The sequence below is a fragment of the Streptomyces sp. NPDC043726 genome (assembly GCF_056436565.1).
Genome location: NZ_JBWKCI010000015.1, coordinates 158,491 through 171,605, shown reverse-complemented (window position 1 = coordinate 171,605; position 13,115 = coordinate 158,491). Strand labels below are relative to the sequence as shown.

The following is a 13,115-nucleotide window of genomic DNA, read 5'->3' as shown; positions in this document are numbered from 1 at the left end:
CAGGGAAGGGCCGTCAGCCGGGGATGGCCAGTCCGCCAGGGAAGGGCGGTCAGCCGGGGACGGCCAGTCCGCCAGGGAAGGGCGGTCAGCCGGGGACGGCCAGTCCGCCAGGGAAGGGCGGTCAGCCGGGGACGGCCAGTCCGCCAGGGAAGGGCGGTCAGCCGGATATGGCCGGTCCGCCAGACAAGGGCGATCGGCCGTACGCGCGGCTCCGGGTGGCGGCTCGTCACCGCGCCCGGAACGATCCGGTATCGCCATGGCGGCGTTCAGTACTTCGAGGCGCTGTGACAGCACCGCGTGCTCCAGTGCCGTCAGCGCCGGGCCCGGTTCGCAGCCGAGTTCGTCGCGCAGCAGTCGCGCGGCGCGGCGCAGAGTGGCCAAGGCGTGGGCCTGTCGCCCGCAGGCCCACTGGGCCAGGGCCAGCAGGCGCCATCCCTCTTCTCGCAAGGGGTGTTCAGCGGTGAGGACTTCGGCGTCCGCGGCCGCCCGTGCCGCACGCTGGGTGCGCAGGTCAGCCGCGACGGCCAGCTCGCGGGCCTGGGCGTGCAGCTCCGTCAGCCGGGCCGCTTCCGGTCCGGCCCAGTCGGTGTCCGTGTGTTCCGCGTAGGCCGGCCCCTGCCAGCAGCGCAGGGCCTCGATCAGCAGCCCACGTTCCTCTTCCGGACCCGCCTCTCGGGCCCGGCCCAGCAGCGTTTCGAACCGCCAGGCGTCCACCGCGTCGTCGTCCAGCCGCAGCGCGTATCCCGGAGGCGCGGTGACCAGGACGCTCGCGGGGCTGCGCGGCCGTCGGCCCGGTTCCAGTGCCCGGCGCAGATTCGAGATGTAGGCGTACAGCGATGCCGACGCTTTCGCGGGAGGTGTCGTGGTCCACAGGCCGTCCACCAAGCGGTCGATGGGAACGACCCGGCGGCGGGCGACGACCAGAAGAGCCAGGACGGCTCGCTGATGTGGAGGCCCCAGCTCGACGGTGTGGCCGTCGAACTCGGCACTCAGCGCCCCCAGGACTCGAATACGCAGCACGGCGAGGGAATCTACCCCCTGGGCCGTGACGGTCCGTGAACAGACACTAAACGCCGACGCCGGGCGCCCTCACGGCCCGCGGCTCCGCTCTCCAAGTCGACTCCAAGGCGCCGACGGCAGAGTGTGCGGCGGGGAGTGTGCATCTCCCCTTGTCCTCGTCGCCGTAGTTGGAGCAAGCCCGCGTGTCTGCAAGCCGTTTCACCGCACAACCCGCGCCCTCGGGGCAGCCCCACACCCATGAGATGGTCGTGGTTCACCGTGTCTTCCGCCGCGAGTCGGCGCTCCTGCCCCGCCTGGTACGGGCCGTGCCCGACGGCGCTACCGAGCGGGCCCGATTCATCGCCGCGCACCTTCGGCAGTACGTGGCCGGGCTTCACCACCATCACACCCTGGAGGACGAGTTGCTGTGGCCGCTCCTGCGCGACCGCGCCACGCACGACAAAGCGCTGGTCGACCGGATGGAGCAGCAGCACCAGCGCATCGACGAGAGCCTGACGGCCGCGACGCAGTGGCTGCCGGAATGGGAGGGCGCGGCGGACTCCATCGCCCGGGCCGAACTGGCTCTGACGCTCGATGAGCACCGCTCAGCGCTGATCGAACACCTCGACGCCGAGGAGCAGTTGCTGCTTCCCCTCGTCGCCGAGCACCTCACCATCGCCGAATGGGACCTGCTCGGCAGGCGCGGGCTGGAAGGCATCCCCAAGAGTCAACTGCTGGTGCCGCTCGGTGCCATCCTCGAGGACGCCACACCCGAGGAGCGGGCCTACTTCCTGAGCAGGACGCCACTGCTGGGCCGGGTGCTGTGGAAGACGCTCGGGCGGCGCCAGTACGCCACCGCCTGCCGCACCCTCCGTGGCCCGCTGGACGGGGAGTAGGGAGATGACCGTACTCGAATCAGCCCCGCTCGATGTCCTGGACGCGTACCGCACCTGCGAGTTCGCCACCCTCAGCCCGAACGGCACGCCCCTGGCCTGGCCGACCGCCACCCGGTGCCACGAGAACGGCACGCTCTTGGTGACCACGTCCCTGGCGTTCGCCCAGAAGGCACTGAACGTGCGCCGCGACGGCCGCGTCGCCCTGCTCTTCTCCGACCCCACCGGCAGCGGGCTCACCGACGCACCGGAGATCTTCGTCAGCGGCCGAGCCACCTGCCCCGACGACATCATGACGGGCCCGCAGGGCGCCGAGGACTACTGGCGCATGCTCTTCGAACGCCAGCCGCACAGCAGGTCCTACCTCTCCCTCCCCTTGCGCCGACTGATGAGCTGGTACTACTTGCGACTGCTGATCACCATTACACCCGAACAGGTGATCGTACGGCTGCCATCGCATGGGCATTCCGCACCACCACCCGCCCCCACCAAAAACCCCGACGACTTGCCGGGCGCGGCCCAACTCTCCCGGTTCCCCTCCGCCGTACTGGCCGCCCGTGCCCCCGACGGAGCGCCGGTGCTGGCCCGGACGCGCCCGACAGCGGCGGACGGCGGCTTCGCCGTCGACGTGCCCGCGGACTGCACCGCGACACCGGGCCCCGCGTCCTTGCTGGTACACCGGCATGACGAACTCCTCAACCACATGCACAATGCACTGGTCCAGGGCGAACTGCGCCACACCGACGGCCGCTGGCTGCTGGTCCCCGCGAAAGTGGTGGAACCCATGGGCTCAGGACGGCCCAGCGACGCGGTCAAGGTACTGCGCAGGACCAGGCGGGCGACCGACCGCTACCTCGAACGGCGCGGGCTGTCCCGGCCGCCGGTGCAGTGGGAGCGGTTCAAGGAACTCGCGGCGGCCGCGCGGCAGCCCACGCGCTGAAGGGAGAGACGGCCTGGCGGGCGCGTCAGTCCCACCAGAACCCCCAGCAGTTCAGGTCGATGAGGTCTTCGGCGTAGGCTTCCAGGCTCTGGTGGCTGCCCTGCCAGATGGTGTCGGGACAGAAGGCGAAGTGCTCGGCGGCGACGAGCAAGGCGTTCTGCAGGGTGCGCGGAGGTGCGGCAACGCTGAGGTAAAGGGTGTCGAAACCGACAGCGACGACGCGAGCCCCGAAGCGGTCCTCCCAGTCACGGACGACAGCTGAGAACGAAGCGGTGTCGTTGTCGTAGTTCGCGGGCCCGGACCAGCCGACCTCAGCAAGGGCGTCGGCGCCGCGAGCAGACGGGACGAGGCCGAGCCGCGCGTGTGGATTCCGGGACAAGAAGACTCGCGCGTACTGATCCGCCATCTCGTCGGGGTCCGTCGCGAGCTCCGCAGCGGGGGCGGGGCCGGGCCACGCCCGACCGAAGGGGGCGGTGACGGCAACGCGTTCCTCCGGGCTGAGGTTGTCGTCGTCGTCCTCCTCGATGGTGGTGTAGTCCCGCCACCACTGAGTGAGGAGACACTGGGGGTCGGGCTCGGCGGGAGAGGACATGCGCTCGGGCCACAGTTCGCCGCAGGCCCACGGGCGAAAGTCCGCGTCGAGCGGGTCCAAGGCGTCCAGCAGGAGCGGCCACAGCCCCGATGTGGGGTGCTCTGCGCGCAGCCTGGACCACAGCTCGATCGAGGCCGGGCCATCGCTCAGCCACAAGGGCTGCGTGTCGCCGTCGCCCTCGTCCGAGGTGATCGGACGGCCGGATGGCAGGGTCATGTCGTGGGGTAGGTGTGATGCGAGGTTCACAGCCGGATGCTAGAGCCACGGTCTGACAACCGACCCCTACGACCGGTCCGGCAGCTGGTCCCCGTGGCCGGCTTCGCCGAGTCCGGGCCGGTCGTCGTACTGCTGGGGCGTCCGCGGCCACTGCTCACGTCAGTGCAGACAGGAGCCCTGTCTCCGGCGCCAGGACTCCGGGTTGCCCGAGGGCGCGGAAGTCTGCCTCCACCGCTGCCAGGTCCAGGACGCCGGCACGCACGGCCTGGTACCGGACGATCGACCACAGGAAGACGTCCACGGTGTCGAACTGGGTGTCAGGCTCGATGACTTCCTCCTCGTGGAACCACAGCCCGACCCGGCCACTGGCGAGCACGACGTAGTAGTTGCCGCCGCCGTCGGCGCCGACGGACCACACGTCCTCGTCGGAAAGCTCCGTCTCGTAGTCGGAGTCGAGGATCCGGCAGCCGTTGGCCCCGAACTCGAAACCGTAGGACCAGTCATGGATGTCGAGGATTTGGGGCACGGTTCCCGAGCGGACCCGGCGGTCGAATCCGGCCAGGGCGGTCGCGGCAGCGCGTGGAAGCTTGGCGAGGAACGGTGCGACCGGGCGGGTCGACTCCGGTATCTCGGCACGTGGCCGGTCGGCGAACCAGCGGGACAGGTCGGCGTCCAGGTCGCGGTCCACATACCCGGCCAGTTGATCAACGGTGAGCGACATGCCGTGAGGCTAGCCGAGGGGTTAGCCGAGGGGCACCTCCCCACCTCGCACGCCCGATGAGCTGGCTGAGCCCGTTCCGCGAAACGCGACAGGGGCCCGGCTGTGCCGGGCCCCTGTGTTTGGTAGCGGGGACAGGATTTGAACCTGCGACCTCTGGGTTATGAGCCCAGCGAGCTACCGAGCTGCTCCACCCCGCGTCGGTGATGCCACTCTACAGCAGTGACCGCACGCGATGCGGTGAGCATTTTCTCGTGGTCAGCCCCGAACGATGTTCTCCGCCTGGGGGCCCTTCTGCCCCTGCGTCACATCGAAGGTGACCGTCTCACCCTCAACCAGCTCCCGGTAGCCGTTGCCGGCGATGTTGGAGTAGTGGGCGAAGACGTCCGGACCACCGCCATCCTGGGCAATGAATCCGAAGCCCTTCTCGGCGTTGAACCACTTCACGGTGCCACTGGCCATACTGCAATCCTTCAGTTCGCGCCGGGTGTACCGGCCGGGGTGAATAGCGGGTGCCCTGCGGGGCAAGGCTCCCGGCGTCCGTTCTACCCCGCTCGGGGCCACCTCATTCGATCATTCGTCCACGCGTCTGCAACAATCTCCTCCGGCAGCGCTACGGCGCTCGGCGCGTGGGGCACGCAGCAGACACTGCCTGCGGACCGAAGCAGCGGCGCAGGGGGCGGGCGGAAGCAGCGGCGCAGAGGGCGGGCGAAAGTACCCGGTGCCGGTGTCGTACGGGCCTTGCCTTCGGCCTCCCTGGCGGTACCGCCCCCGCCCTGACAGCCGCCCGCATCACCGTGGAGCGGCAAGGGGCACGAACGGTCACTGGATCAGGTCGGTGTGCGGATGCTCCGGAGCCGCGGGACAGACATAGATCTGCATGTTGTCGGCGCTGCCCACTTCGACCGCGGTCGGCTGAGCGGGGTTGAGACCGGCGCGGTAACTGTCGGCAAACGCGTCGGTCTGATCCTCGTACGGCGCCCAGCCGCGCGTACCGCCGTCCCACTCGAAGGAGGCGATGGTCAACAGCGGGACCATCTGAACCTCGCAGACCGAGCAGAAGCGGGGATACGGGTCGGTGCGGCCCCACGGCGGCCAGCCGCCGACCTTCCAGCCGGGAGCGTCAGCCAGCTCGCCGTCGTAGAACTCCGCCGGGTAGTCCGCGTACGAGCTGTCCAGACCGGCGTCGGCCGCCTGCCATCTGCTCCAGTCCCCCACCACCTTCCGAAGCTCCGCACTCAGATCGAGGCTGTTGGGGTATTCGGTGATCTGCTCCGGTGCGAGCAGGCAGGGCTCCGGCACGTAGCCGTCGTGGTCCACCTCGTACGGTTCCGGCGGTGTGGCGAGGATGTCGACGACGTCGGCGGCGGATCGCCACACCAGCAGGGTCGCCGGCTTGTAGTTCGGTTCGTGGTCGTAGGGGCACCAGAGAACCTGGAGCAGATCGGCCTGGCCGGGTGGCCGCAGCAGGGGTATGTCGCGCAGATACAGCTGGGCCACCGGCAGCATCGGGACCGGGCTCTCCGCGGGCCACGGGGGGCCGGCGTCGAGGCGCTCCATGAACGCCGCGTCGTTCCGGTGCTTGATGGCCTCTTCCTCGGGCGTGTAGTGAGGGCCGTGAGGTTCTCGGTGCAGTCTGGCCCGTCTGCGCCGCTCCAGTCTGACTTCCGCAGGTGACGTGGACCTGCCGCTGCCCGGATGCGAGCCCTCGCAGTGCGGCCACGACTCCTCGGCGGGCCACAGCAACGGGCCTCCCACCGAACTCTCGTATGCCGTGGGCGCCCCAGCACGAGGATGCAGCCGAATCGCCTCCCTCGCCAGCGTTGCCAACTCGGGAAAGACGGCGGCGACGTCGAGCGGCCGCGGTGGAGTGGTACGAACAAAGCTCATATCAGCGATCTTGCCACCAGCCACTGACAGCCCCGGCTGTCCTGGACCGACACCAGCACACACCTGGCCGTTTCGGCTCCCGGTCCAGATTCCGCGACCCGTGACCGTGGGGGATCATTTAGATGTCGAAGAGGGCTTCCTCCTGTGGAGGCGCGGGAGGGTCAAGCACGTCGCGAAGGCGGGTGACGTCGTGGCGCCTCTTCGAGCCGTTGGCAGCGTCGTCCCAATGCTCGGCAAGTTCAGGCCGCTCGGACACCACCTGGTCCAGAGCGTCGACGGCGAGCGCTCGAAGGTCTGCGGGCAACTCCGGCAGCGGCTCTGACGGACCGTAGTGCGCACATGCCGGCTCGCCATCCTGACGCTGAGCAGTGACTACAGGTCGCCTCCGAAGTCGGCGGCGGTGTCATTGTCGAAGGGGCCGATGTCCCAGGTGCCCATTTCTTTCCTCCCATGGCAGTCGGCGGACCGTCTCATCAGCCACCGACAGTGGGGTCTGGAGGCAAGCGGTACGGCCGTGCGCAGGAAGTGGCGGCTCCTGCGAGGATGCCTCGATGACAGCTGAGACGGCGTATCACGGCGAGATGGGCAGGCGTTTCGCCCTGCAGGCCACAGACAGCGCCTACAACGCCTATACGGACCGACCGGCCATGCTCAAGCTCGCCGGTGACGTAAACGGCTTACGGGTCCTGGATCTCGGGTGTGGAGCCGGTCACTACGCCGCCGAACTGCTGAGGCTGGGGGCCGGAGAAGTTGTCGGCGTCGAGGGGAGCGAGACCCTGCTGCGGGCCGCGCAGGAGCGGCTCGAAGACAGAGCGGTCCTGCATCACCACAACTTGGAGGAGCCGCTGGCCTTCCTGGAGGACCGATCCTTCGATCTGGCCGTGATGGCCCTCGTCTACCACCACATCGACGCACGCCGGCAGTTGCTGGCGGAGCTCCGCCGCATTCTGCGACCAGGCGGAGCCCTTCTTGTCTCCACCACCCACCCCACCAGCGACTGGACACACTTCGGCGGTTCCTACTTCGCCGACGAACGTGTGGAGCTCCCCTTCGGCGACGGATTCGCCATCAACTACTGGCGGATGACGCTGGAGCAGTTCCTCAGCGAGCTTCTCAGCGCCGGATTCGCGCTGGAACAGCTGAGAGAACCGCGCGCCGTGGAAGAAGCCCGACTGGTTGATCCTCGCCGATACGACAAGACCCACCGACAGCCCCACTTCCTGGCCGTCAGACTTCGCCGCCCATGACGATGCCCGCCCAGATCTCCGGGCTGAGGTGACCCAGCGGGGTTCGATCCGCGCCGGCACCGTACGCGAGCTTCCTTCGCACCCCGTATGCGTGACCCAGCGCACGACAGGGGCGCACAGCGATGCTTGCGCCGTACCCATCCCATCCCTTCAGTGGGTTTCGACAGCGGCGTGTATGGAAGGCAGCCAGGCCTCCCGATATGTCATTCACCGGGACCAATAGCAGACCCTGGTGGGAGGTGGTCATGGGCAGGAATACCCCGGCCTGACCGCGCTCAATACGGTCGCCAATGGGTGGTGACCTTCGCTGCCAGGATCACATGGCGAGCACAAGCCGCCAGGCGCATCAGACTGTCGGCCAGCTGCTAGGCGCGCAGGCTGCGCCACAGCGGGCAGCCCAAGGGGAACCAGGTCACATGGGACCGGCCCTGCCCCTACCCTGGCAGTGACGAAGCTGCTAGGAGGGGCAAGGCCGTGATGTCTGAAATCGCTAGCCCGGACCCGTACGCCGAGACGCTGGTGTTCGGTCAGCGCATGCAGATCCTCCGCACCCGCAAAGGACTCACCCGTGAGCAGTTGGGCGGACTCGTGGGCAAGTCCGGGTCGTGGGTCAAGGGCGTCGAGTCCGGGCGCCTCAAGACGCCGAAGCTCGAGGTAATCCTTCGTATCGCCGAAGTACTCCGGGTGAGTGATCTGTCCGACCTGACCGGTAGCCAGTCAATGCACGTCGCCCTGTTCACCGGCCCTGGGCATCCCCGGCTGGCGGCGGTCAAGGCGGCCGTCGACGCGTTCCCCCTGACCACGCAGCGCGAGGCGTCCTCCGCGGCGCACATTGCCGCCCGCCTCGCCCGCGCTTGGCAGGCTCGCCATTCCGCGCCCAACCACCGCGACGTGGTCGGCGCCTTACTGCCGGACCTGATCGCCGATTCCCGCCTCGCCGTACGGCAGGCAGAGCACGCTGCGGACCGCCGCGCGGCGCAATCAGTCCTCGCCGAGGTCTACTCCCTGTGCCAGTTCTTTGCGGCCTACCAACCGGACCCCGCACTACTGTGGCGCGTGGCCGAGCGAGGCCTGGTCGCCGCCCACGAGTCAGAGGACCCGCACGCCCTTGGTGTGGCCGCGTGGCTGGCCGCGCAGGCTCACCGTGACGCGGGGCCGGCCCACTTCGACGCCGCGGACGCAGTGACCTTGGAGACACTCGCCTTCCTCGAGCCTCTGCTGCCCGATGCGCCGAACAAGGTCCTTGCCATCACAGGTGCGCTGACCTTCGAGGCGGGGTACACCGCTGCCCGACGTGGGGAGACCGGAACGGCGTGGCGGTACTGGGACCAAGCGCGCGCCATGGCCAACCGGCTGCCCGCCGACTACTACCATCCCGTAACGTCGTTCTCCCAGGCCATCATGGGCGCGCACGCGGTTACGGTCGCCGTGGAGTTGCACCAAGGCGGCGAGTCCGTGCGGCAGGCTGCCGCCGCAGACGCCGTTACGATCCCGTCCCGCCCTCGCCGCGCACGACACCGTATTGAGGAAGCGCGCGGCTATCAGTTGGACGGGCAGCCCGATGTCGCATTGGCAACACTCGACAAGGCACACGAGGCTGCCCCCGAGACGATTCAGTACAACGGGTACGCGAAGCGGATCGTTCTGGAGGAGACGGAATCCAAGGTGCCGGCGAGGCGGCACCGCGCCTCCGAACTCGCCGTAAAGCTGGGAATGTTGGCTGCATGAACGTAGGGGCACAAACTGTGCCCCTACCCACCGCTCGACTCTCCTACGGTCAACAACCACGAAAACCCCGGCGACCGCTGACACGGTCCCGGGGCGTGGCCAACGCCTTGAGGGAGCGTCGACATGACGAACAGTACGGCCCCGAACGGGACATTCCCACCGGCGAGTCCGCCGCCCACCGCGAGGGTTCAGGACTGGTTGGCCTCCGCCCACCCCTCCCCCAGCGCCGTGCACGGCGAGTGGAGCAGCAAGGCCGGTCTCGCTCTGATCCCGTTGGGGCGGCTCTTCGATGCGGTCCGTCTCTCTGAGGACCTCGTCCGCAGTGTGGCCGGGATCAGCGACCTGCCCACCGTGAACGACTGGCTCGGCTGGACCTTCAACAGCGGTCCGGTCATCCATGACCCCTGCGGCAGCCGTTACTACGCCCTCGTACCGCCCGGCACCGCCGAAAATTGGCTGGCACCAGCCGCCGCGTGTCTCGGCGAAGGCACCTACCTGGGCGTGCCCCGCGCCGATCTCACCCAGCTCAGGGAGCCCTCCCCTGCTTCGTACTGGGCCGTACCCATGCCCCGGCCGGGCCGGCTGTGCAGGGTCAGCGACGTCCTGAAGCTCGTCATGGCCGGCCGCGGTCCGGCCGACAGTGAAACGGGGACCTGACGTGAAGCAGGCCAACCGCCCAGCCACGATCGCAGCGCTGCCCGCGGACATCGCCACAATGCGCGCAAACATCGCCCTGATCCTCCCGCCCGACGTAACCCCCACCGACACCGACTCCCTGGAGACGCTGACCGGGCTGCTGCGCGGCCACATGGAGCTGGTCATCCCGGAGATCGAACAACTCGCCGTACGGCTGCCCAAGGACGACGTGCCCCGCTACTGCGCACTCGTCTGCACCGGCGAAGCCCGCAGGAAACTCAGCGCCGTGCGCGGACCGCGGACGTACGACGCCATGGTCTACGCCCGCAAGCTCGCACGATCGCTAATGGCGCTGTGCGACCACTACGACGCCCTCACCGGCGTACGGATGTGCCTGGCATGCGACCGGCCCATCCGAGACGGGGAGGCCAGCCAGCCGTACGCCGACGTCAGTCCTTCCGCAGGAGCCGTCGGCTCCGGACAGATCCACGACCACTGCGCCGGCGCCGTCCGACCGAGCTGATCATGCTGTCCGGCCAGCCTGTGCCTCACCAAGAGCGTACTCAGGGCCTGACGAGGTGCTACTGGTCCTCCCGCGTGAAGGTGCCGAGACCAGTCGTGTCGAGGTTCTCGACCTTCACCTTGTCGGCGCGGCCGCCGGAGCCGACGGTGAAGGTCACGCCGGACAGGCCGACGGCGTTTTCGCCGGTGGTGCTGTAGCTGAAGGTGTCACCGTCGTAGTGAGTGAGGGTGAACCGTTGCTTCTTGGGACCGAGTTGCATGGTGAGTTCGTCGCCCTGGGTGCTGACGGTCATCGGGCCGTAGTAGTCATTGGCGTACGTTCCGGTGTAGGCGCTGTTCGCCTTGGCGGGTTTGGGTGAGGCCGGAGGCTTGCTGTAGTCGACCGGTGAGCGCTCCCCCGCCAACGTCTGCTTGATGATCGGCCCGAGGAAGGTCAGCCAGTCGACGGTGGGCCCGCCCGTCTGCGCGGTGTCGAGGAACGTGGCGGTGATCGCCTCGGGCACGCCGATAGGTTGGCCGTTGGTCAACGCGATAATGCCGAGCTTCTCCGAGGGCAGCAATGCCACGTGGGTGGCGGCTCCCAGCGCGAAGCCTCCGGAGTGGCCGAGCTTCAGCCTGCCTTGGTCGTCATAGCTCACGTTCCAGCCGAGGCCGTAGAACCCGGACCGGCCTGCGGGCGACGGCGGCGGCGCGTTGAGCATGTGGGGCAGATGGGTCTCCTCGAGCGCGTCGGCGTCGACGACCTGCCGCCCCTCGAACTTGCCCTCGTTCAGTTGCAGGCGCATCCACTTCGCCATGTCCCGGACCGTGGAGCTGGCCCCGCCGGCCGGGCTCTGGGCGTCCGCGTCACGCACATACTCGGCGCGCCAGGTGTCCCCGCTCTGTACATGCAGGGTGGCCTTGTCCTCCGCCTTCTCGTAATCGGCGAAGGAGGAACTGGTGGAGTTCATACCCAGTGGCTGGTACAGCTTGTCGGCAGAAAGCTCTTCCCAACTGGTCCCAGCTGCTCGCGCGGTGGCGACCCCGGCTTCGGTCAGCCCGAAATTCGTGTACGCGTATTCGGCACGGAAGGGCGCGAGCGGCTGGTAGCGCATGTGGTCGAGAATGTAGGAGCGGTCGTAGCCGAGGTCCTCCAGGAGGTCTCCGGCATGGTCAGGCAGCCCGCTGCGATGCGAGAACAGGTCGGCGAGCGTGACATGGCGGGTGACCCAGGGGTCCTTCAGGGCAAAGCCGGGGCTGTGCTCGACGACCGGGTCGTCCCAGGCGACGGTCTCCTCGCCCACGGCCGCGGCGACCACGGTGGACGCTACCGGCTTGGAGACCGACGCAAGCTGGAAGACGGTGTCCGACCCGACTCGGTCCTTGGTGCCTGCCTTGCGCACGCCGAACCCCTTCAGATACACCACCTCGTCGTCGTGCACCACGCCCACGGCGACGCCGGGCACACCTGTGCGGCGCATGTAGTCCTGCACGACGCCGTCCAACTGGTCCACCGCGGTCTCGACCTCGGCCCGGGAGATCTGCGACGGCGGCTGGGCGGGTGGGGCGGTGGGCAGCGGAGACGTCGCCGCCGCCGCACGGCCGGCGGCGGTGGTGTCGGCATCGGCGTCGGAACCGTCATCGGTACAACCGACGGCCAGCGCCGCTACCAGGCCAAGTGCCGCGGCGGAGCGAAGGTGGCGGGGGCCAGCATGGTCGAATCGGGACATGTCTTCCATGAGAATCCCTCTCCCGGCACCTGTCGCGCCCTGGCAGGCTGTTCGAGGGAACCGTCACACGTCGTCACGCTCGCCCGTTCAGGCCCCGGGCTTCGCCCGGACGGAGTCCTGACGGTGTCGCACGCCCACGGGTACGGCCCTTGGTGTGGACACCGCTCGCATGACGCGAGGACGGCTCGGGACGGCGCCGCCCTGGGATGTTGGGATTGGTCACCACACTTCCTGGCCCAGCCGTGGGCTTGGCTGGCCAACTGCGACATCGAGCGCGCCTCACGCCTGGACTCCACTCAACGCGGGAAACATGACCACGAACGGCCCGCTACAGCAGCCGACCATGCCCTGTCGCCGGGACTGACATCACTTCCGGGGCGGAGGCTCGGCCCGTGCATGCGGTCCCCCACCGCACCACCTCGGTCGGAGAGCGTGCTGCATCGAAGTTGGCCTACGACCCACGAGGGATGGCGATACATGATCAGCTTGGGATGTGGAGACCATCATCGCCAGCGGTATAGCCGTCCTGGGAACGCTGCTCGGGTCGGGGATCACCTTGGCGTTCCAGCTGCGCACGACCGACAGGAGCCACCAATTCACCCGGCAGGAGAGACTGCGGCAGGAACGACTCGATGCCTTCTCCGCCTACGCCGGCACCTTGGTCAACTACCGCCGCTGCCTGGTTCACCTCTGGTTCTGCGAGCATGAACAACCACCGCGGGAAGACCCCGACACGGTACGGATCCGGGCCTACGACCTGCGCTCCAACGCCCAAGAGGCACTGTTCCGGGCCCAGATGCTCACCGATGACGAGACGCTGAGCCAAGCCGCGGAGGACGTGCTCGCGGACGTCACGACGCTGTCCAAGACAGACAGTAGAACCGAACTCGACGATGCCAGGGTACGGACCCGGGACGACATCAGCCGACTGGTCAGAGCGGCCAAGCAGCACCTGTGAGGCGTACGGACGCACCGGATCGTGGAGCCCCGCGCCGAACAGCGACGTACAGGAAGCAATCCTGCCA

15 protein-coding genes and 1 tRNA gene are annotated in these 13,115 nt (G+C 68.5%); 7 read left to right on the top strand and 9 right to left on the bottom strand.

The window, feature by feature from the left end:
• The coding region (locus AC068Z_RS35475; RefSeq protein WP_478565357.1) for an AfsR/SARP family transcriptional regulator at window positions 1-1,020 on the bottom strand (1,020 nt) is incomplete at its 3' end.
• 242 nt (window positions 1,021-1,262) lie between these two features.
• Here AC068Z_RS35475 and AC068Z_RS35470 point away from each other — a divergent pair.
• Window positions 1,263-1,895, top strand: a complete 633-nt coding sequence (locus tag AC068Z_RS35470) for a hemerythrin domain-containing protein (protein ID WP_478565478.1) — start codon at window positions 1,263-1,265, stop codon at window positions 1,893-1,895.
• Between the two features lie 4 nt (window positions 1,896-1,899).
• Window positions 1,900-2,832 (top strand): pyridoxamine 5'-phosphate oxidase family protein, encoded by a 933-nt coding sequence (locus AC068Z_RS35465; RefSeq protein WP_478565354.1) that lies wholly within the window; start codon window positions 1,900-1,902, stop codon window positions 2,830-2,832.
• A gap of 25 nt (window positions 2,833-2,857) precedes the next feature.
• On the opposite strand, the gene AC068Z_RS35460 is transcribed toward AC068Z_RS35465, so the two are convergent.
• The 7 genes from AC068Z_RS35460 to AC068Z_RS35430 all read right to left on the bottom strand — a co-directional run bounded on the left by AC068Z_RS35460 (window position 2,858) and on the right by AC068Z_RS35430 (window position 6,686).
• Window positions 2,858-3,640: a DUF4253 domain-containing protein gene (locus AC068Z_RS35460; protein WP_478565351.1), complete on the bottom strand. Its 783-nt coding sequence runs from the start codon at window positions 3,638-3,640 to the stop codon at window positions 2,858-2,860.
• Between the two features lie 154 nt (window positions 3,641-3,794).
• The gene (locus AC068Z_RS35455; RefSeq protein ID WP_478565348.1) at window positions 3,795-4,361 is read right to left on the bottom strand and encodes a hypothetical protein; all 567 of its coding nucleotides are present in this window, start codon (window positions 4,359-4,361) and stop codon (window positions 3,795-3,797) included.
• A gap of 120 nt (window positions 4,362-4,481) precedes the next feature.
• Window positions 4,482-4,558, bottom strand: a tRNA-Met gene (locus AC068Z_RS35450).
• A gap of 58 nt (window positions 4,559-4,616) precedes the next feature.
• The gene (locus tag AC068Z_RS35445; protein WP_143638655.1) at window positions 4,617-4,820 is read right to left on the bottom strand and encodes a cold-shock protein; all 204 of its coding nucleotides are present in this window, start codon (window positions 4,818-4,820) and stop codon (window positions 4,617-4,619) included.
• A gap of 360 nt (window positions 4,821-5,180) precedes the next feature.
• The gene (locus AC068Z_RS35440; protein ID WP_478565343.1) at window positions 5,181-6,248 is read right to left on the bottom strand and encodes a hypothetical protein; all 1,068 of its coding nucleotides are present in this window, start codon (window positions 6,246-6,248) and stop codon (window positions 5,181-5,183) included.
• Window positions 6,249-6,366: 118 nt separating this feature from the next.
• Window positions 6,367-6,561, bottom strand: coding sequence for a hypothetical protein (locus AC068Z_RS35435; protein WP_478565475.1), 195 nt, complete (start codon window positions 6,559-6,561; stop codon window positions 6,367-6,369).
• A 59-nt stretch (window positions 6,562-6,620) separates the two neighbouring features.
• Window positions 6,621-6,686, bottom strand: coding sequence for a DUF4259 domain-containing protein (locus AC068Z_RS35430; RefSeq protein WP_478565472.1), 66 nt, complete (start codon window positions 6,684-6,686; stop codon window positions 6,621-6,623).
• A 113-nt stretch (window positions 6,687-6,799) separates the two neighbouring features.
• On the opposite strand from AC068Z_RS35430, the gene AC068Z_RS35425 reads away from it, so the two are divergent.
• The 4 genes from AC068Z_RS35425 to AC068Z_RS35410 all read left to right on the top strand — a co-directional run bounded on the left by AC068Z_RS35425 (window position 6,800) and on the right by AC068Z_RS35410 (window position 10,382).
• Window positions 6,800-7,495, top strand: coding sequence for a class I SAM-dependent methyltransferase (locus AC068Z_RS35425; protein ID WP_478565340.1), 696 nt, complete (start codon window positions 6,800-6,802; stop codon window positions 7,493-7,495).
• Window positions 7,496-7,972: 477 nt separating this feature from the next.
• Window positions 7,973-9,223 carry a helix-turn-helix domain-containing protein gene (locus AC068Z_RS35420; RefSeq protein WP_478565337.1) on the top strand — a complete coding sequence of 417 codons (1,251 nt, stop codon included), beginning with the start codon at window positions 7,973-7,975 and terminating at the stop codon, window positions 9,221-9,223.
• Window positions 9,224-9,346: 123 nt separating this feature from the next.
• A complete protein-coding gene (locus AC068Z_RS35415) occupies window positions 9,347-9,880 on the top strand; it encodes a hypothetical protein (RefSeq protein WP_478565334.1) in 534 nt (177 codons plus the stop codon).
• 1 nt (window position 9,881) lies between these two features.
• A complete protein-coding gene (locus AC068Z_RS35410; protein ID WP_478565331.1) occupies window positions 9,882-10,382 on the top strand; it encodes a DUF6415 family natural product biosynthesis protein in 501 nt (166 codons plus the stop codon).
• Window positions 10,383-10,440: 58 nt separating this feature from the next.
• Here AC068Z_RS35410 and AC068Z_RS35405 read toward each other — a convergent pair whose 3' ends face one another.
• Window positions 10,441-12,099 carry a serine hydrolase gene (locus AC068Z_RS35405; protein WP_478565328.1) on the bottom strand — a complete coding sequence of 553 codons (1,659 nt, stop codon included), beginning with the start codon at window positions 12,097-12,099 and terminating at the stop codon, window positions 10,441-10,443.
• Between the two features lie 484 nt (window positions 12,100-12,583).
• On the opposite strand from AC068Z_RS35405, the gene AC068Z_RS35400 reads away from it, so the two are divergent.
• Window positions 12,584-13,048, top strand: a complete 465-nt coding sequence (locus AC068Z_RS35400; protein ID WP_478565325.1) for a hypothetical protein — start codon at window positions 12,584-12,586, stop codon at window positions 13,046-13,048.
• Window positions 13,049-13,115: the final 67 nt, after the last annotated feature.

What these genes read in the sequence shown, in the direction of transcription:
- AC068Z_RS35470 (WP_478565478.1), top strand. Translation starts at nt 1,263, where the DNA reads ATGGTCGTGGTTCACCGTGTCTTCCGCCGCGAGTCGGCGCTCCTGCCC.
- AC068Z_RS35465 (WP_478565354.1), top strand. Translation starts at nt 1,900, where the DNA reads ATGACCGTACTCGAATCAGCCCCGCTCGATGTCCTGGACGCGTACCGC.
- AC068Z_RS35460 (WP_478565351.1), bottom strand. Translation starts at nt 3,640, where the DNA reads ATGACCCTGCCATCCGGCCGTCCGATCACCTCGGACGAGGGCGACGGC.
- AC068Z_RS35455 (WP_478565348.1), bottom strand. Translation starts at nt 4,361, where the DNA reads ATGTCGCTCACCGTTGATCAACTGGCCGGGTATGTGGACCGCGACCTG.
- AC068Z_RS35445 (WP_143638655.1), bottom strand. Translation starts at nt 4,820, where the DNA reads ATGGCCAGTGGCACCGTGAAGTGGTTCAACGCCGAGAAGGGCTTCGGA.
- AC068Z_RS35440 (WP_478565343.1), bottom strand. Translation starts at nt 6,248, where the DNA reads ATGAGCTTTGTTCGTACCACTCCACCGCGGCCGCTCGACGTCGCCGCC.
- AC068Z_RS35425 (WP_478565340.1), top strand. Translation starts at nt 6,800, where the DNA reads ATGACAGCTGAGACGGCGTATCACGGCGAGATGGGCAGGCGTTTCGCC.
- AC068Z_RS35420 (WP_478565337.1), top strand. Translation starts at nt 7,973, where the DNA reads ATGTCTGAAATCGCTAGCCCGGACCCGTACGCCGAGACGCTGGTGTTC.
- AC068Z_RS35415 (WP_478565334.1), top strand. Translation starts at nt 9,347, where the DNA reads ATGACGAACAGTACGGCCCCGAACGGGACATTCCCACCGGCGAGTCCG.
- AC068Z_RS35405 (WP_478565328.1), bottom strand. Translation starts at nt 12,099, where the DNA reads ATGGAAGACATGTCCCGATTCGACCATGCTGGCCCCCGCCACCTTCGC.